The 17,612-nt window shown below is 66.2% G+C and carries 16 protein-coding genes; 7 read left to right on the forward strand and 9 right to left on the reverse strand.

The annotated features are described in order from the left end of the window. Positions 1-45 precede the first annotated feature (45 nt). Positions 46-909: an endonuclease/exonuclease/phosphatase family protein gene (locus RH857_RS11570; RefSeq protein WP_310538131.1), complete on the reverse strand. Its 864-nt coding sequence runs from the start codon at positions 907-909 to the stop codon at positions 46-48. 30 nt (positions 910-939) lie between these two features. Then, positions 940-1,686 (reverse strand): HAD family hydrolase, encoded by a 747-nt coding sequence (locus RH857_RS11575; protein WP_310538132.1) that lies wholly within the window; start codon positions 1,684-1,686, stop codon positions 940-942. 311 nt (positions 1,687-1,997) lie between these two features. On the opposite strand from RH857_RS11575, the gene RH857_RS11580 reads away from it, so the two are divergent. Then, positions 1,998-2,759, forward strand: a complete 762-nt coding sequence (locus RH857_RS11580; RefSeq protein ID WP_310538133.1) for a GntR family transcriptional regulator — start codon at positions 1,998-2,000, stop codon at positions 2,757-2,759. Between the two features lie 31 nt (positions 2,760-2,790). Here the strand turns inward: RH857_RS11580 and RH857_RS11585 are convergent, their stop codons facing one another. From RH857_RS11585 to RH857_RS11595, 3 genes are all read right to left on the reverse strand, one after another. Beyond that, complete coding sequence (locus RH857_RS11585) at positions 2,791-3,894, reverse strand: ATP-binding protein (RefSeq protein ID WP_310538134.1); 1,104 nt, start codon at positions 3,892-3,894, stop codon at positions 2,791-2,793. A 36-nt stretch (positions 3,895-3,930) separates the two neighbouring features. Next, a complete protein-coding gene (locus RH857_RS11590; RefSeq protein ID WP_310538135.1) occupies positions 3,931-4,851 on the reverse strand; it encodes a hypothetical protein in 921 nt (306 codons plus the stop codon). Between the two features lie 154 nt (positions 4,852-5,005). Continuing rightward, complete coding sequence (locus RH857_RS11595; protein ID WP_310538136.1) at positions 5,006-5,404, reverse strand: hypothetical protein; 399 nt, start codon at positions 5,402-5,404, stop codon at positions 5,006-5,008. 199 nt (positions 5,405-5,603) lie between these two features. On the opposite strand from RH857_RS11595, the gene RH857_RS11600 reads away from it, so the two are divergent. Together RH857_RS11600 and RH857_RS11605 are read left to right on the forward strand one after the other, a co-directional pair. After that, on the forward strand, positions 5,604-6,437 hold the full coding sequence (locus RH857_RS11600) for an SDR family NAD(P)-dependent oxidoreductase (protein WP_310538137.1): 834 nt from the start codon (positions 5,604-5,606) through the stop codon (positions 6,435-6,437). A gap of 24 nt (positions 6,438-6,461) precedes the next feature. After that, positions 6,462-7,472, forward strand: coding sequence for an acetamidase/formamidase family protein (locus tag RH857_RS11605; RefSeq protein WP_310538138.1), 1,011 nt, complete (start codon positions 6,462-6,464; stop codon positions 7,470-7,472). A gap of 25 nt (positions 7,473-7,497) precedes the next feature. Here the strand turns inward: RH857_RS11605 and RH857_RS11610 are convergent, their stop codons facing one another. Continuing rightward, a complete protein-coding gene (locus tag RH857_RS11610; protein ID WP_310538139.1) occupies positions 7,498-8,196 on the reverse strand; it encodes a FadR/GntR family transcriptional regulator in 699 nt (232 codons plus the stop codon). Positions 8,197-8,418: 222 nt separating this feature from the next. Between RH857_RS11610 and RH857_RS11615 the strand changes: the two genes are divergently transcribed. The 4 genes from RH857_RS11615 to RH857_RS11630 are packed head-to-tail and all read left to right on the forward strand — an operon-like array spanning position 8,419 to position 12,746. Continuing rightward, positions 8,419-9,426, forward strand: coding sequence for a Bug family tripartite tricarboxylate transporter substrate binding protein (locus RH857_RS11615; protein ID WP_310538140.1), 1,008 nt, complete (start codon positions 8,419-8,421; stop codon positions 9,424-9,426). A gap of 60 nt (positions 9,427-9,486) precedes the next feature. Beyond that, positions 9,487-9,939 carry a tripartite tricarboxylate transporter TctB family protein gene (locus RH857_RS11620; RefSeq protein WP_310538141.1) on the forward strand — a complete coding sequence of 151 codons (453 nt, stop codon included), beginning with the start codon at positions 9,487-9,489 and terminating at the stop codon, positions 9,937-9,939. 13 nt (positions 9,940-9,952) lie between these two features. Beyond that, a complete protein-coding gene (locus tag RH857_RS11625; protein ID WP_310538142.1) occupies positions 9,953-11,584 on the forward strand; it encodes a tripartite tricarboxylate transporter permease in 1,632 nt (543 codons plus the stop codon). 43 nt (positions 11,585-11,627) lie between these two features. Beyond that, on the forward strand, positions 11,628-12,746 hold the full coding sequence (locus RH857_RS11630) for an acetamidase/formamidase family protein (protein ID WP_310538143.1): 1,119 nt from the start codon (positions 11,628-11,630) through the stop codon (positions 12,744-12,746). Here RH857_RS11630 and RH857_RS11635 read toward each other — a convergent pair. From RH857_RS11635 to RH857_RS11645, 3 genes are all read right to left on the reverse strand, one after another. After that, positions 12,727-15,333: an HAD-IC family P-type ATPase gene (locus RH857_RS11635; RefSeq protein ID WP_310538144.1), complete on the reverse strand. Its 2,607-nt coding sequence runs from the start codon at positions 15,331-15,333 to the stop codon at positions 12,727-12,729. The two genes, RH857_RS11630 and RH857_RS11635, sit on opposite strands and share 20 nt — an antisense overlap. A gap of 25 nt (positions 15,334-15,358) precedes the next feature. Continuing rightward, a complete protein-coding gene (locus RH857_RS11640; RefSeq protein ID WP_310538145.1) occupies positions 15,359-16,408 on the reverse strand; it encodes a hypothetical protein in 1,050 nt (349 codons plus the stop codon). A 76-nt stretch (positions 16,409-16,484) separates the two neighbouring features. Further along, positions 16,485-17,444 carry an AEC family transporter gene (locus tag RH857_RS11645; RefSeq protein WP_310538146.1) on the reverse strand — a complete coding sequence of 320 codons (960 nt, stop codon included), beginning with the start codon at positions 17,442-17,444 and terminating at the stop codon, positions 16,485-16,487. Positions 17,445-17,612: the final 168 nt, after the last annotated feature.

Here is a 17,612-nt window from a genome sequence, read left to right on the forward strand (position 1 = left end):
CGGAATGTCGCTTACAACTACGCAGACCACCGCTTCCAACTCCCGCTACGTGCCAGCCACCACGTCCAGCCCCCGGGCGTAGATGAAGTCGATGCGGTCCCGCGGCTCGGCCTCCCGGGGCTCGATCTGGGACCAGGTCAGGCCCGGGGCCTTGGCCGGGTAGGGGTGGGCGGAGCGGAAGGCGTCGGTGAAGCCGGCGTCCATGAACGCCTGTGTGGCCGGCCAGGCTGTCTGCGGCTGGCCGACGCCGTTCCAGTCCAGCCCGGAGGGCACATTGAAGTCTCCGGCGATGATCACCGGCAGCTCACCCAGCTCAGCCAGGATTCGGTCCGTTTCGGAGAGAATCTTCGCGGCCTCCTCCGTGCGCATCTGCTCACCGCGCTGAGAGAAGACGGTCTCGGCGTCCTCGGGCAGAGAGGCAGCGCGGTAGGGGCCGTAGTCCCAGGGGGCCAGATGCACCGACCAGGCCAGGACCTCACCGAGGCGGGTCTGCACCAGCGCAGCGGTGGCGAAGGGGGCCGTGTCGGTGCTCAATAGCCGGATGGGGGAGGGACTGAGGACCGCGCAGTCGTAGTCCTGCTGGGCTACGGTCATCCCGGCGACGCGCCCCAGCCGCAGGCCGGCTCCACCGAAGCACTCCTGGACGAAGAGGATGTCGATGTCCTCATGCTGGAGGACCGCCTGCTGCTTGGTTAGGGCGTCATCGATCTCCCGGCCCCCGTACCAGAGGTTCCAGCTGAAGACCTTGATGGTGCGCATGTGCCGCTGGGCCTGGGTGAAGAGCTCCTCGGCGGAGGCGCTGATGTTCGCGGAGGACTCGGTGACGCTGCGGACCGTCTCATCCAGCGAGGCGGCATCCAATGAGGATGAACCCAGCGACAGGGAATCCTGGGGGCGATTGGTGTCCATGGGGCTCTCCTCGGGCGGTAGTCGGAGGGTTCAGGGGTTCAGCACGGGGTCGACGTGGTCCAGACTGCTGAGGCGGTGCATCGCCGGCAGCTGGACCGCGGGGTCCGGATTGACTCCGACGACGACGAGACCGGCACTCACCGCCGCCTGAGCGCCCGCAGGGGAGTCTTCGAAAGCGACGGCGTCCGCCGGATGCACGCCGAGCTTCTCGCAGGCCCGCAGGTACAGGTCGGGGGCAGGCTTGCCTGCGGCAACATCTTCCACGGTACAGACCGCTTGTGCCAGGGGCAGCAGCTCGGAGTCGGTGAGCATTGCGGTCACGTCGCGGCGCAGGCCGTTGCTGGCCACGGCGACTGGGATCCGGGCGGCCAGGGTGGAGAAGAGCCGCCAGGCTCCGGGCATCGGCTCCACCCCGGCGGCAAGGCGCGCGGAGTAGCGTGCTGTGAGGGCCCCGCGGATTTGCTCGGTGCTGAGCGGGGCCGTTCGCGCCGCCGGATCTGTTGGCCGTGCGTCGCGCAGCCGCAGGGCCAGGGAGCCGGCGGTGTCCTCAACGGTCAGGCCCAGAAATTCCTCGGCCTCCGCAGCGACCCGGTACTCGGCGAGCCAGGAGCTGAGCATGTCCAGCCAGATCGACTCGGAATCCACCAGGAGCCCGTCGCAGTCGAAGACGGCCGCCCTCACGCTCAGCTCTGCGCGCTCGGCACTTCCGCGGAGTCGCAGCACCAGCGCGGGACCGGGAGCGGGGGAGGGTTCTCCGTTCTCCGGAGCATCGGGCATCGGCGGGTCACGTCTTTCAGAGGGAGCCGGCAGGGTATGCCACCGGTGGGCCGCCGGGGCGTGGGGCACGGGTGCCCCTACAGATCGATCCTCACTAGTGAACTCTTTTGAGTCAAGTGAAGATCACCAGTGACGGTGACATTCAGATGAACATTTGGTGACGGCGTCGTCGGTGCCCCGGAAAAGCGCGGTGAGGCGTGAAACCGGCCGTCGGGGCGGTGCAGAGGCATCGTAGACTGCAAGTGACGCGCTCGTAGGTATGCAGTGTTCGGCGGATCGCGGAACCTGCGCCGGTATCAGGAGGAGGCCTGGTGGGGACGTTCGCCTTCGCGGAGATTGCACAGGCTCTTGTCAAGGAGATCCAGGAGGGCACGTATCCGCCTGGCAGCTCGCTGCCCTCTGAGCGGGAGTTGTCGGAGCGCTTTGGGGTCTCACCCGGAACGGTGCGGATGGCGCTGCGCGAACTGGTCGCTGACGGCACCGTCGACGGGACCCGCGGCCGGCCCAAGCGCGTGGTGCGAGTGCCGCGGCGCTCCACGCCGTTCGACGAGTTCCGCAGCTTCGCGCAGTGGGCGCGCCGGCAGGGCTACGAGCCCGGGGGCCAGGTGATTCGGTCGGAGTGGATGATCGCGAGTGCCCAGGACGAGCACATGCTGGACATTCCCCGGGGGCGCCGCGTGCTGCATGTACTGCGCGTGCGCAGCCTCGACGGCGACAAGGTCATGCTGGAGCACACCCACTATCCCGAGTGGCTGGGCGAGATCGTCGAGAAGCTCCCCGCTGATGAGCCCTCGGTCACCTCCGTGCTGGGGGAGGAGCACAAGGTGTACTTTTCCCACGCCGAGCATGCGTTCGGCGCAGAGCGCGCCAAGTCCCGCGACGCCGACTACCTGGAAATTCCGCGGGGTTCGGCGCTGCTAGTGCACCGACGAGTCTCGAGGGACTCCAGCGGACGGTCACTGGAATGGTCCACCGACCGCTACATCGCCGGGCGCATCATGCTCTCGGTGGGCAACTCCTGGCACTCGAATCCTCTGCAGTGGATCACTCCGGAGGCCTTCGGCGGCGAGTAGGCAGAGGCGGAGAGTAGGCAGAGACCGGGTCTCAGCGGGAAGCGCGCTCGAGGATCTCCTCCATGATGGCGTCGTTGACCTTCCGCGGCTCCCCGTAGGCGGGGTAGTGGAACTGCATGATGTTGGCGTAGGGGTTGACCTCCAGGACCACCGCGTCCTCGGCGCTGCCCAGCTGCGGGACCAGCAGATCCACGGCGGCTGCGTTGAGCCCGGGGATCGCCCAGAGCCCGTCCACGGCAAGGTCCTTGACCTCATCGGCGAGCAGATCCATCACGTCCACGGTGAGACCTCCGCCGCGCGTGGTGTCGGCGATCGGGGTCAGCAGCTGCAAGGAGCCGGGCGGAAGCACCGACTGGCGGGTCAGGCCCATCGGCGCGAGGAACGCGTCGGTCACCTCGGGCTGACGCGGTGCGAGGTACTGGTTGCGGCTGCGGCGGCTGATCTCCTCATCAGCCAGGCGCCCCACGCTGCTGACTCCGTCTCCGATGACGTAGAAGGGGATGCGGGCCACCGCGCCCACCACCCGGTTTCCCACCACGTAGCAGCGGATATCCAGGCCGGGCCGGTACTCCTCGACCATGATCAGGTAGCGCGATTCCGAGGTGGCGGAGCGTGAGGCCATGGCCGCGGCCCAGGCCTGGCGGAGAGTGGACTCTCCGGTGACTTTGGCGGTGATGCCCTTGCCCGCCCTGCCGGAGGAGGGCTTGACGGTCACGGGCTTTCCCAGGGCCTTCATGTACTTGACCGCACGCGAGAACTCCGTGGGGTTGATGGCCTTGCCCTTGGGGGTGGGAATGTCGGAGGCCGCCAGGTATCGCTTGGTCATGGCCTTGGAGCGGGAGACGCGCCGGGCCTGGTGGCTGACCAGGGAGGTGAGCACGCCGTCCATGCCGCCGACCACCACTCCGGAGAGGAAGAAGATCTGGTTGGACTCCGTGATCTTCTTGATGGTCATCTTCTTGCGGCGGGCGGCCTTCTGCAGCAGCATCTCGTGGTCCACGGTGGAGGACCAGTTCCGCAGCGACAGCCAGCGAGGCTCGACCACTTCGGTGATGAAGCGCTCGGTGGCGGTGGCATCCTCGCCCAGCTGCACGCGAGTGCGCGGCGGGGCAGGAGGTGCAGGCTGGGCAGTCATAGTGTTCAGGATAGATCACCGTGCATAGCGCATGGCCTACAGGGCGGCGATGGCCAGAATCTCCTCGGCGATCGCCCCGGCGACGTTGCGGCCGGGACCCAGGGTGGGGAAATGATGCGGCAGCAGGCACGCGTCCTCGCTGATGCCGACGACGACGGCGTCACCCTCCTCCTCGATGTCGGAGACGGCCAGGCGCACCGCCGCCGCGCGCAGGCCCGGCACCGCGTTGACGGCGCGCACGCCCAGGGATGCCAGATCCTCGGCAATGAACTCGGTGACATCAATCGCCAGTGCGCCCTCCGGCCACCCGGAGGCGCTCACCTCGGGGGTTGTGGTCAGGCGCAGCTCGCCGTCGTCGTCGGTGTAAGAGGGCACACACGCCAGGGCGCTGACGGCACGGCTTCCCACCACGAAGATCTCCAGAAGCAGCCGCTCCTCAGTGGGGCCGGGCGTGGAGTCTTCAGCGCTGGCCTCGGCGCTCTCGGTCTCGGTGCCCTCCGCCTCTGCGCCGGGAAGTGCCGTGGGAACGTCCATGAGCTGAAGATGCGCGTCGAGCAGCTCGGGATCGGCAATGATTCGCCGTGAATGGGCTGAGACCAAGGTGGTGACTCCCCGGGCATACCCGCCGATGACGTGGCCGGAGAATTCGAAGACTTCGCGCAGGTCCTCCGGTGAGGAGGCGTAGGGGTCTACTCCCGTGACCGTGAGTGTGCGGACGGTGATCCGGTGATCAGCCAGGGCGCGGTGCAGCAGCTGGCGGGCGTCGGGCAGCGGGCGGGCGGCGTGGAACTCCTGGCGGCGCGGCTGGACGTGCTCGCGGATGAAGTGCAGAACGGGCGACTCCGCCTCGGGCTCGTCACGGGAGTGCTCGAGCGAGCGCTCGGGTGATTCGTGGGGCACAGCAGAGGAGGCATCAGCGGTGGCCGCGGGCTCAGATTCTTCGGATAGGGGCTCCATAACCCCTCCAGAATATGCCCTTGCGCGCGGTCACCTCTGCCCCGGCCCGCGGGAGCCCGCGTCTAGGGCAGGGCCGGGCAGGCCGGGGAGCTGCGAGGCCACGCGTAAGAGGTGATTCCCTCTGTGCGGCCGAGGGACCGGCCGCAGGACCAGGCTAGGAGCTGCTGCTGCCGCTCTTGGCTTCCTCAGCGGTCTTGTTCACGGTCTCCTCCGCCTTGTCGGCGGTTTCGGAGACCTTGGACTCTGCCTGATCCGCTGCGGCCTCGGTCTTGGCTGCCGCGTCTGCGGCGACGTCGGTGACCTCAGCCGAGGCCTTCTTCACGGCATCGGCCGCGGCGCTGGCCGCGCGCTTGGAGTTCTCCGCCACGTCGTGGGCGACCTTGGTGGCAGTCTCGCTGGTGCGGTGAACAAAGTCCTGGACCTTGGGGTCGTTCCAGGTCTCCTCAGCGGTCTTCTTCACCGAATTGATGCCGTTGTCGAGCTTTTCCTTGCCGGTCTTGGTGCCGATCACGTATCCGATAGCGATGCCGGCGCCGAGTGAAAGCAGTCCCATGTCAACTCCATTTTTTCATCAATCATCGGTGATGTGGTGTACCTCGAACCTACTGGCCGAAGAGACCTGTTGTCACTGGTATGACTCCCCGAATTGTCCCTGAGGCGCCCCTGACTTTTCTTGGATTTTCCTCAGGGAAACCTGAATCGGGAAACCTTGTGCTCGTGCCGTAACGCGGGCGAAACTTCGACTGGGCACCATGGATGAGGACGAACGCGGCAACAACGCCGTTCCGCAGCAGCTGCGCTGGCGCGCACAGGAGGGACGAACGATGGATCTTCAGCTGGCAGGTAAGAAAGCCCTGGTCACCGGGGGAACCCGGGGAATCGGCCGCGCCGTGGTGGAAGGGCTCCTCGCCGAGGGCGCCTCGGTGGCGTTCTGTGCCCGCAGTGCTGACGCCGTCGCAACGGTGGCCGAGGAGCTCTCGGTGCCGGAGGTCGTGGTGCGCGGGTCCGCTGTCGACGTCTCTGATCAGGAGGCGCTGGCGGGCTGGGTGGACTCAGCGGCGCAGGAACTGGGAGGCATCGACGTCGTCGTCGGCAATGTGAGTGCTCTGGCCATCGATGAGAGCCCGGAGAACTGGAAGACCTCCTTCAGTACGGATCTCATGGGCACCGTCAACCTGGTCACCGCGGCCCTGCCGCATCTGGAGCGCAGCGAGGCAGCATCCGTGGTGACGATCTCCTCGGTCTCCGGCCGTGAAATTGACTTTGCCGCCGGGCCCTACGGAACCTTCAAAGCCGCCATCGTCCATTACACCCAGGGGCTGGCCTATCAGCTCGCGGGCAAGAACATCCGCGCCAACACCGTCAGCCCGGGCAACACGTACTTTGAGGGCGGCGTCTGGCCCTCTATCGAAGCCAATGATCCGGAGTTCTTTGCCGAGGCGCTGGGTCTGAACCCCACCGGACGAATGGCCCGTCCGGAGGAGATTGCCAATGCCGTGGTCTTCCTGGCCAGCGGGGCCGCGAGCTTCATCACCGGCACCAACCTCGTGGTCGACGGTGCCCTGACCCGCGGCGTGCAGCTCTGATTCGCCGACCCCCAAGGAGGACTCGTGGAGACCATTACCTTCATCCCCACTGCTGACCAGCTGGGCTACACCTTTGGCGGCAAGGATCCCGTGCTGCGGCTGAAGCCTGGCACCGCCATGACGCTGTGGACTCAGGACGCCTTCGGCGGGGCCCTGCGGCGCACCACGGATAAGGCCAGCGTGTGCCTGGGGCACGACCTGAACCCGCAGACCGGGCCCTTCTACGTGGAAGGTGCCGAGCCAGGGGACACCCTGGTGGTGCATCTGGTGGATCTGACTCCGGCGCGCACCTGGGGCGCCTCGGCGACGATCCCTTTCTTCGGTGGGCTGACGAGTACGCCCCTTGACCCCACCATTCAGGAGCCGCTCCCGGAGAGGACGTGGATCTATGAGTACGACAGTGCTGCCCACACGGTGGCCTTCACAGCGCAGGGCTCTGAGTTCAGCGCCGCTCTGCCGGCCAATCCGATGCTGGGCACCGTGGGCGTAGCCCCTGCCCAGCGCGAGGTGCGGACCTCGCTGGTGCCCGACTACTTCGGGGGCAATATGGATACCCCGGAGATGCGCGCCGGAACCACCGCCTACTTCGGGGTCAATGTGGAGGGAGCACTCTTCTCCCTGGGCGATGGTCACTATCGCCAGGGTGAGGGAGAGTCCTGCGGCACTGCCGTGGAGGGCGCCATGCACGTGACCGCCATCGTGGACCTCATCAAGGGCGGCGGACCGCAATGGCCCCGACTCGAGAGCAACACCCACATCATGTCGGTGGGCTCAGCGCGGCCGTTGGAGAACGCGTGGAAGGCCGGGCAGGTGGACATGATCGAGTGGCTCGGCAGCCTGTACGGCCTGGACCGTCTGGATGCTTACCAGCTGCTGACTCAGATCTCTGAGGTGCCCCTGGCCAATGTGGTCGACACCAACTTCAGCGTGGTGACCAAGGTGGACAAGCGCCTGCTCCCGAAGGCGACGGTGTATGGGGGCATTCACGCGGAGATGACGTCCCGCGCGGCGAGCCTGGGGAGCATCTCCTACTGAAGACCGCCCCCCGTGTGGGAGCGCGTTATGGATTTTCTGAGGCGATGAGGTTCCGGACCTCTTCGAGGTGCTGTCTCATTGCCTCAGCAGCCCGGTCGGGGTCCTGGGCCTCTACTGCTGCAAGAATCTCTTCGTGTCCGCGGAGTGAGCGCGATCGACCCTCCTCCGTGGCGTGGCTGTGGGCGCGCAGGTCCATGGTCCACTCCGTCATCATCCCGTGAAGCGTGGTGATGAGCGGGTTGAAGCTCGCGTGCGCCAGCAGTAGATGGAACTCGATGTCTCGTTCCAGGGACTGCTGGGCCGTGGTTGCTGTGTAGCTACGTGCTATCACGTCCTGCAGCTGCACCAGGTTGGCGTGGGTTGCCCTGCTGGCTGCCAGTGAGGCAACAGAGGGCTCCACCAGTCCGCGCAGCTCCGCTGCACTGTTCTGCTGATGCGGCCCTGAGGCGAGTCCCCGCAGCTGGTGAACTTGCTCGCCCTGCTCGGTGACATGGGTCCCCCGTCCGGGACGCCGTTCGAGGAGGTTCTTCGCCTCGAGATCGTGAAGGGCCTCCCGTAGCGAAGCCCGTGAAACGGCGAGGCTTTGGGCCAGTTCGCGCTCGGCGGGAAGCTTGGTCCCAGGAGGCAGCTCGCCGGTGGCGATGAGCTTCTCCAGATGAGCCGTCAGGGTGACGACGATGTTGGGGCTGCGGAACGGCAGCGGAGGGATGTTCACCTCACTCATCAGGGCTCCTTCGCGCTGAGGTCGGGGTGTGGCTGGTGGGACCAGCATACCGAACTTGGTCTGACCAATAGGCCGTCCTTTCTGCGTTGCGGCTGTGTTAAATGTTGATTTCACCCTCGAAAAACCGCCACTTTCCGCCAAAATGCGGTGCTAGCGTGAGAATCACTTGGTCAGACCAAGTTCTTCGAACCGGACTCGCTCTCTACCCTTACGAGGATTCTCATGTCTCTGATGCGAACCAAAGCTTGGGGCTCAGCTTGTGCTGCCTCCGCGCTGCTTGTGACCATTTCCGCCTGTGGAGATGCGAGTGAAGCAGCAGAGCCCCAGGATGACTTCCCCAACGAGAACATCGAGATGGTGATCCCCTACCCGCCCGGTGGGGGATCCGATGTGCTCTTCCGCCTCATGGCTGAATACGCCTCGGAAGAGCTGCCGGTGACGATCACCCCGACGAACGTCGAAGGCGCCTCCGCCACAGTGGGGTCCCGCCAGGTGAAGGACTCCGACGCTGACGGCTACACGATCCTGGCCTCGCACCAGGTGGTGGCTGCCGCCCATCACAACGAGATTGTGGACTATGGCTTTGATGCGTTCGAGCCGATCGCGCTGGGCACCACCACCCCGCACCTGCCCTCGGTGAGCACTGAATTTTCCCAGGAACACGGCATCGAGGACCTGCAGGACTTCCTTGAATACGTCGAGGCCAACCCCAACACCGTCAACTGGGGCTTTACCACCGGCTCCGAGGACCACTACAGCATCGCGGCCGTTCTGGATGCCGCGGGGCTGGACACCGGGATCCTCAACTACGTCAATTACGACGGCACCGGTCCGCAGTACGCGGGCCTGGTGGCCGGCGAGATCCAAGGCATGACCGGTGACTATGCCTCTGCCGAGGGCTATATCGAGGACGGCAGTCTGCTGCCGCTCGGCATTGTGGCCGAGGAGCGGGACCCCAATCTTCCCGATCTGCCCACCGTCCAGGAGCAGGGCGTGGACTACACCTTGACCGTGGACCGGGGCTTCTTCGCTCCAGAGGGCACACCCGAGGAGCACATCGAGATCCTCGCCGAGGCCTTCGAGGCGGCCATCAACAATCCGGAGTTCCAGGCTGAAGTGGAGAACCTCGGCTCCTACGCCAACTACCTGGGGCCTGAGGAGTACCAGGCGCACCTGGATGAGCTCGACGCGGCCATGGCCTCGCTCGCTGAGGAAATGCAGAACTTCTGATCAGCGATCCGACGACGGCGTCATGCGTCAAGAACAACCTGTTACCTAAGGGAGATCATCGTGGCTGACCGGGTATTCGCCCTGGTACTGATCCTGCTGGCCGCAGCATTCTGGCACGAGTCCGGGGACCTTCCCGGTCCGAGGGGAGGCGCAGTCCTCGGACCCGCGTTCCTCCCGCGGGTGATTCTGGGCATCATCGTCGGGCTTGCCGTCGTCGTCCTGATTCAGAGCTTCATCAAGGCGGAGGATGCCGTGCGGTTCACGGGAATCGCAGGCTTCCTCCGCCTGCACTGGCGCGTTCCTGCGCTGCTCGGCGCTCTGGCGGCGTACGTGGCGCTCATGGGCAGCATCGGATTCGTCTTCGCGTCCATTGCTTTCCTGCTGGGCGCTTTCGCTCTGCTGATCCGCGACTACACCCGCGGGGTGGTGATCTCCTCGGCCGTGATTGCCGTGGGACTGCCCTTCGGACTCGACTGGCTCTTCGAAACCGCGCTGCGGACATTCCTGCCGTAGAAGGGGACTCACCATGGACTTCTCACATATCGCAGCGGCCGCGGCCGAGGTCGCCGATCCCATGACCCTGCTGGTCATCATGCTGGGGGTGTTCTTCGGGATCATTGCCGGATCGATACCGGGCTTCACTTTCACGATGGCGCTGGTGCTGGCATTCCCCTTCACCTTCGCCATGGGACCGATCCCGGGACTGGCGCTGATGATCGGCATCTACATCGGCGGACTCTCGGGCGGCCTCATTGCGGGCACCCTGTTGGGGATTCCCGGGACGCCGTCGTCCGTGGCCACCATCTTCGACGGCTACCCGATGACCAAGAACGGCCAACCTGCGAGGGCACTTGGCATCGGTATTGCCGCCTCGGTGATCGGGACCATCCTTGGCGCTCTCGTCCTCTTCCTGCTGGGACCGGTGATCGGACGGTTCACCCTGAACTTCGGACCCTGGGAGATCTTCTCCCTCGTGCTGTTCGCCCTTACCCTGGTCGCCGGACTCAGCGGCAAGCACCTGGTCAAGGGACTCATCGCCGGTGCCCTGGGACTGCTGATCGCCATGATTGGCGTGGCCCCCACCGGACAGCTGCGCTTCAACTTCGACAATCCGCAGCTCTCAGGCGGCCTGGATGCCATTCCGGTGCTCATCGGGCTCTTCGCCGTCTCTCAGCTGCTGATCAATGTGGAAGAATCCCGACTCGACAATCGCGGCGCCCTGGCTCACGCCACGAAGATTCGTATGCCGGTGGGCCAAGTCATCCGGGACATGTGGCGGGAGAAGGTCAACGTGGGCCGCTCGTCCATGATCGGCACTTTCGTAGGCACACTGCCCGCCGCCGGCGCCGAATCAGCGAACTTCATCAGCTATGACCGGGCGAAGAAGGCGCAGGAGAAGAAGGACGCGCGCCAGCAGAGGGTCACGGCTTCCGTAGGCGCCGGCACGACGACGCCCCGTGAGTCGCCACGCGAGATCGAAGGTGTCGGTGCGGCATCGCCCCGCGGCGAGGAGTACGGCAAGGGGCACCCGGGCGGCATCGTGGCCTCAGAAGCCTCCAACAGCTCGGTGGCGGGAGGCGCCTTCATTCCCACCATCTCGCTGGGCATCCCGGGCGATGTGGCGCAGGCGATCATGATGGGCGCGCTCATTCTTCACGGCATCGCTCCGGGGCCGGGGCTGTTCGACCGGCAGCCAGTGCTGGTGAACTCGATCTATTTGGCCATCGTGGTGGCCGCTGTCGGCGTTCTCATCATTCAGGCGCTGCTGCTGCCGTTCTTGGCGCGGGTGACCCTGGTGCCCAAGGCGGTACTGGTGCCCAGCGTGCTGGTGCTGACTGCGGTGGGCGCCTTCGCCCTAAACAACAGGATCTTCGACATCTGGCTCGTGGTGGTCTTCGGGATCATCGGCTATCTGCTGGTCAAGCTCAGTGTGCCTCTGCCCCCTATGATCCTGGGACTCATCCTAGGCGGCACTCTGGAGGAGAACCTGCTGCGCGCCCTGCAGATCGACCCGCAGCTGAGCACATTCCTCACAAGGCCAATCTCTGCGGTGTTCCTTCTGCTGGCCGTGGGCTCCATTGCCTTTGCCCTCTACCGGGCGGGCAAGGGCCCCCGACGAGCGCCCACAGGACTGGAAACTCAGGGCACCGGCCTCTGAGGTTCCGCCCCCGACTCACCCCACCACTTCACTGAGGAGACGTATGCACAAGACTATCCTCCAACCGGGCGAGCATCTCAGCGATGCCGAGGCCCACTATCTTCCTGCGGAGCCGCAGAACGTCTTCTGGGGACGACTACCGTGCGCAGCAGACGCTCCCGTGCTGCGCCTCAGCGCCGGCGAGACTGCCGTGGTGGACACCCTGTCGCACGAGGGCCTGCTGGAGGACCAGGGAAGTGATCCCCTGCGGTACTTCACCGGACACGGGGTGGAGCCGGAACAGGTGCTGCAGGATGCTGTGGACCTGGTGGCAGCCCGGAAGCAGGCAGGGGCCCGCTTCGGGCACCTGCGCAACCCCGAGCAGGATGGCCCTCACGTGGTGACCGGACCGATCCACGTGGACGGGGCCGAACCCGGTGACCTCCTGAAGATTACGGTGGTGGGGCTGGAGCGCCGGGTTCCCTACGGGGTGATCTCCAATCGTCACAGCAGGGGCGCCCTGCCCGGCGAGTTTCCGCGTGGTCCCCAGAACGTCTCCGTCTTCGCCGCGGTGGACGAGACCGGAGAGAGACCTCAGGGCACGATGGCACCGGCGGCCGGAGCGGACCGGACTGTGCGCTTTGAACTGGCACCCTTCCTGGGCACCATGGGCGTGGCCGCCTCAGCGGATCAGCGTCCCCACTCTGTGCCGCCGGGGCTCCACGGCGGGAACATTGATATCAAGATGCTTACCGAGACTGCTGCCCTCTATCTGCCGGTGCAGGTGCCCGGCGCGCTCGCCTACGTGGGCGACCCACACTTTGCGCAGGGAGACGGAGAAGTAGCGCTGACGGCCATGGAGGCGAGCCTCCGCGCGCGACTGCGCTTCGACGTCGTCCCCCGCGAAGAGGCCCTGCAGCTGTTCGGGGAACAGATCGGTCCCCTCGCTGAGACCAGTGAATTCCTCATCCCCACCGGGCTGGACGAAGATCTCGACATCGCCGTGCAGAAGTGTGTGCGCAATGCCCTGACACTTCTGCAGGCGCGCTGGGGACTCGACGCCGAACATGCCTACGCCTATCTATCGGCAGCCACAGACTTCAACATTTCCCAGGTGGTCGACGTGGTCAAAGGCGTCCACGGACGTGTGAGGCGAGGGGACTTCAGCGGCCTGTCGCAGTAGCGGACTGCTTCTCGACAAGGGCCAGATAGCCGCGGTGCCCCAGCTCGACAATGCCGCAGCCCAGCACCGCGGCGACGAAGCTGGCGGCCAGCAGCTCGGCGCTGGGCATGGCAAATAGGTGATACTGCTGGGAGATCGGCACCAGCAGCACCAGCCCCAGCAGCACATACATGCCCGCTACCAGCAGCACCCGCGGCACCGTCAGGGGGCGAAGCACCGCGGTGAGCACCCACAGGCCCACCACCCCCAGGGTGAGGAATGAAGCGGTCTGGATGCCGGCGGCGTCGTCGTCGAAATGACGCCCGAAGGCCGACACCGCGATGAGGCTCATACAGATCGCGAAGGCGGGTGGCAGGGAGAACCGTGCCGAGCGTCGCAGGAATCCCCTGCGGTACCGCTGGGCATTGGGCATCAGCGCCAGAAAAAACGCCGGGCATCCGATCATGATGAAGTCCACGGTGGAGAACTGCCGCGGCAGGAACGGGAAGGACCAGAATGCCAGCGCGAAGAACAGCCCCAGCAGCACCGCATAGGCGGTCTTGGTCAGGAACAGCTGGGCCACGCGCTCGGTGTTGGCGATGACCTTGCGGCCTTCGGCGAGCACACTCGGCAGCCGGGCGAACTTGCCGTCCAGCAGCACCATCCGCGACACCGCCTTGGTGGCGGGGGCGCCGTTGCCCATGGCGATCCCCAGGTCAGCCCGTTTGACGGCCAGCGCGTCATTGATGCCGTCACCGGTCATCGCCACCACGTGCCCGTTGGCCCGCAGCGCATCAACCATGGCGGCTTTCTGCTCCGGGGTGACCCGGCCGAACACGGAATGGGTCGCCAGTACCGAACGCAAGGCCTCGGGATCGGCCGGCAGCTGGGAGGCGTCGACGCCGTCGCCCTCCACGGGCATCCCGACCTCCCGTGCCACGGCGGCCACCGTGCGGGGATTGTCCCCGGAGATCACTTTCAGCCCCACCTGCTGCTCGCGGAAGAACTCCAAGGTGGAGGCGGCATCGGTGCGGACATTCTCCTTGAAGGTCAGCAGCGCCACCGGGTAGAGCCCGTGGGGCAGCTTCTCACCCTGCCGGTACGGGTCCGCGCCCACCGGGAGGGTGGGTGCGGTGGGGGAGGCCTCGGCGGCGGGAGCGGCCCCGGCTTCGGTGACAGCCTGCTCCTGGGGAAGCGGAGCGCGGGCCAGAATCATGGTGCGCAGACCTTGAGCGGCCACGGCATCGGTGTGGGCCAGCAGGCGGGCCACGTCCACCCCGGGGTCGGCTTCGGGGCCGCGGAGAATCTCAGGGGCGCCCAGGACCCAGCTGCCCGCCAGCTCACCGGCGTCGGCGGCGAACGTCACCGCAGACCACCGGCGCATGGAGGAGAACTGCACCTGGGCGGCTGCCCGGTGCCGAGGCAGTGCGGTGAAGGGCACGGTCAGCGCTGCAGCGGTGGGATTAGCCTGCTCGTCAGCGCCGAAGTACGCGAGGATCTGCTGCCAGGGCTGCGTGCCGTCCACCGCCGTGGAGTGCGGGTCCGGCTCCCATGTAGTGGGCAGTCCGGAGCGATCCAGCGGGGAGGCCCCGTGAAAGGCGATGGTGCCGTCAGTGAGCGTGCCGGTCTTGTCGAAGCAGACGACGTCGACCCTGGCCAGAATCTCCACAGCCGGCTGCTCCTGGATCAGGACCTGCTCGCGGGCCAGCTTCACCGCGGCCACCGCAAACGCGATCGTGGTCATCAGCGCCAGCCCTTGCGGAATCATGGCGGTGACCGAGGAGACGGCGGTGACCAGCGCGTCCCGCCACTCCCCGGTGCTGAACGCGGTGCTCCAGCCGCCGTGGGCCTGCATCTGTCCGTTGAACACGATCGCGACGATCGGCAGCACCACCAGCGAGAGCCAGAAGGCCACCTTCTCCAGCGCCCGCCGGATCTCGGAGTTGATCTTCCGGTACTTCTTGGCCTCAGCCGTGAGCTTGACTGCGTGGGCCTTCTCTCCGACTGCGGTCACCACAAACCGTCCCGTGCCGGCCAGCACCGCCGTGCCCGAGAGGACCGGCTCGCCGCGGCGCTTCGAGACCGGGTGCGCCTCACCGGTGAGCATGGACTCATCGAGATCCAGGCCCCTGGCGGAGATGACGACGCCGTCCGCCGGCACCTGATCGCCGCGGCGCAGCTCCACCACATCGTCCAGCACGATCTGCTCGCGGTGCACGGAGACCACCATGCCATCGCGCAGCACACGGATATGGTCCTGGTGAAGCAGCGCAATGGCGTCGAGCTTGCGCTTGGCGCTGTACTCCTGGACGAGCCCGATGATCACGTTGGCCACCGCGGCCACCGCGAAGATCAGGTCCAGCCAGCGGCCCAGAATCAGGATCAGCAGCGCGCAGACGCCAATGATGAGGTTGAACAGCGTCATCAGGTGGGTGCGCAGAATCTCCCAGATCGAGCGGGAGGTGGTGCGGGGCTGCACATTGGCCAGCTGCAGGCGCTGACGCTCAGCCACCTGCACGGAATTCAGGCCCCTCAGCTCCAGGACCTGGGGGTCTACGGCAGACCGAAGCTCCGCGGGATCGCGGACGTCAGCCTGATCAGGTGCCACAGCCGAAGAGTTTACGCGAGCCGTTTTATCGGCCAGTGACGGAGATGATCAGATCCTCGCCGCTGGCTCCGACCTGAATGTCCAGGCCGAAGCTCACCTGTTCGGTCTCGGTGAGCTGCTCACCGGTGTGGTGGTGGCGGGCCTGGAAGCTGACCTCGGCCACCAGATGGTCATAGGAGACGTGCCAGCCCTCGGCGTCGAAGGTCAGGGTGGCGACCTCAGGGTCGGGGAATTCCCAGTCGATGGTGTCGGGGTCCACCTGGTGGTTGGTGGAGACGCCCACGGGACAACCGGCGGGCATCAGCACCGGCTGGTCGCAGGAGTCGAAGTACTCCTGGATCTCGGTGTGCAGCAGGTCCACGGCCTCATCGGAGGCCTCCAGATCGATGGTGACCCGGTGAGCCTCGTTGCCGTTGTCCTCGGCGTTGAGCACCACATGCTGGGCAGAGCCCACCAGCCACTGGCTGTCGATTTCAATATCCACCGCCGTGGGAACAAAGGCGGAGAGTGCCGCGCGCTCCTGGTCGAGGTTCACCGGCTCTCCGTTGACCTGCACCTGACCGATGCCGCCCTGAGGCGCCCCGGGGACCTCCACCTCGAACCAGGTGACGGCTGAGGGAGCAATCTGCCAGTCGTCAAAGAAGCCCCAGATCGAGTCGCCGCGCACCAGCGGCACCGCGGTGGAGTAGTCCTCCTCGCCTACGGTGAAGTTCAGCTCGGCGCCGCCCTCGGTTTCCGTCACCGCAGCCGAGCTCAGCTGCTCAATGCTGCGCTGCAGGGGATCCCCGGAGAGAAGAAGGTGGTCAACGGCGCCCTCACCCTCGGCGTCGGTCTCGGCATTGACGAACTCCGGAACGGAGGACAGGTGACCCAGGGCAGCGGATCCGTTGCCCGCGCTGAGGTCCTCCCAGTACTGCTCGGCGGCGGCCTCGGGGGTGTAGATCCGTTCGTTGACCTGCCAGATGGCGACGACGGCGGCCGCAATCGCCAGCACCAGGACCACAGCCCATACGGCGAAGACTCCCCAGGGGGAGGACTGTTTCTGGGCAGGGTGAGGCGGGGCGGCGTCGTACATGGGGATCAGGCTAGCAGGGGCAGGCGCTTCGGGACGGCAGAGGGGCGCGGGCGGCACGGTGTCGTCGTCGGCCGGGTCAGGCCAGCAACAGGGCCACCAGGATCATGCTGGGAATGCCCAGCACGGTGGTGATGAGCACCGTGTCCCGGGCTACCGTCTCTCCGGTTTCATACCGCACGGCGGTGACCAGGACGTTCTGGGCGGTCGGCAGGGAGGCCATGATGACGGCGGCGAACAGCATGGTGCCCTCCAGGCCGAACAGGAATGCGGCCACCAGGTAGGCGATGCCGGGATGGAGCACCAGCTTCACCAGGGTTGCGAAGAGCACATCACGACGACGCCCCGACGCCTTGTCCAGCGGATGGGAGCCCACCAGCGCCAGGCCGAAGGCCAGAAGCAGCAGAGGAATAGAGGCTGCCGCCAGAAGCTCCACGGACTCCTGCACCGGGACGGGGAACCTCCAGCCCTGCCAGGAGAAGAGCAGTCCCAGGAAGGCGCCGACGATCACCGGATTGCCCACGGTCTGCAGCACCCGGCGCAGCACGGAGACCTTCCGGCCGGGGCGCACCTTGGTGGTGCTGCCGTGCTTGATGGTCAGCTGATCCAGGGTCCCCACCAAGATGGGCATGTAAATCGCCAGCTGGAACATCACTACGGGTGCGGCCAGGGAGATGTCCCCCAGAACGTACATGGCGATGGGGAAGCCGAGGTTGGCGGCGTTGACCTGAGAGGCGCTCTGGGAGCCGATCACCAGCTCGGAGGCACGGCGGCCGGGGAGCAGGAATCGCCCCACGAGCACATACAGGAACAGGGCGAGGAACGCGCTGATGCCGGCCACCCAGAAGTGGGCGCCCAGCACGTCGGTGATCTCGGAATCGGCGATCGTGACGAACAGCAGGCACGGAGAGGCCACGAAGAAGGCGGTGCGCGAGAGGACCACGCGGGCGTCCTTGCCGAGGATGTTCATACGCCCCACGAGGAAGCCCACGGCGATGATCAGCCAGACCACCGTGAAACCGGAGAGGACCGCGGTCATGTCACCCTCCCTTGTGCGCCGTCACGGATTGCCCGGCACCACAATACTCCTGCATCCGTGCTGGTGGGACCGGGGTCGTTCACCTTGAAGTAACCGTGCACGGGCCGGGTTTCACACCTGGTTGGCCTCCTGTTCACTTTCGATTCAGGGCGGGTTCTTCTCCTCTTT

Source organism: Nesterenkonia flava, from assembly GCF_031432335.1.
Lineage (GTDB): Bacteria > Actinomycetota > Actinomycetes > Actinomycetales > Micrococcaceae > Nesterenkonia > Nesterenkonia flava.

Excerpts from the sequence above, each read along its gene's own strand:
- RH857_RS11640 (WP_310538145.1), bottom strand. The coding sequence starts at position 16,408 with ATGTACGACGCCGCCCCGCCTCACCCTGCCCAGAAACAGTCCTCCCCC.
- RH857_RS11600 (WP_310538137.1), top strand. The coding sequence starts at position 5,604 with ATGGATGAGGACGAACGCGGCAACAACGCCGTTCCGCAGCAGCTGCGC.
- RH857_RS11610 (WP_310538139.1), bottom strand. The coding sequence starts at position 8,196 with ATGAGTGAGGTGAACATCCCTCCGCTGCCGTTCCGCAGCCCCAACATC.
- RH857_RS11590 (WP_310538135.1), bottom strand. The coding sequence starts at position 4,851 with ATGGAGCCCCTATCCGAAGAATCTGAGCCCGCGGCCACCGCTGATGCC.
- RH857_RS11645 (WP_310538146.1), bottom strand. The coding sequence starts at position 17,444 with ATGACCGCGGTCCTCTCCGGTTTCACGGTGGTCTGGCTGATCATCGCC.
- RH857_RS11570 (WP_310538131.1), bottom strand. The coding sequence starts at position 909 with ATGGACACCAATCGCCCCCAGGATTCCCTGTCGCTGGGTTCATCCTCA.
- RH857_RS11575 (WP_310538132.1), bottom strand. The coding sequence starts at position 1,686 with ATGCCCGATGCTCCGGAGAACGGAGAACCCTCCCCCGCTCCCGGTCCC.
- RH857_RS11625 (WP_310538142.1), top strand. The coding sequence starts at position 9,953 with ATGGACTTCTCACATATCGCAGCGGCCGCGGCCGAGGTCGCCGATCCC.
- RH857_RS11630 (WP_310538143.1), top strand. The coding sequence starts at position 11,628 with ATGCACAAGACTATCCTCCAACCGGGCGAGCATCTCAGCGATGCCGAG.
- RH857_RS11585 (WP_310538134.1), bottom strand. The coding sequence starts at position 3,894 with ATGACTGCCCAGCCTGCACCTCCTGCCCCGCCGCGCACTCGCGTGCAG.
- RH857_RS11595 (WP_310538136.1), bottom strand. The coding sequence starts at position 5,404 with ATGGGACTGCTTTCACTCGGCGCCGGCATCGCTATCGGATACGTGATC.
- RH857_RS11615 (WP_310538140.1), top strand. The coding sequence starts at position 8,419 with ATGTCTCTGATGCGAACCAAAGCTTGGGGCTCAGCTTGTGCTGCCTCC.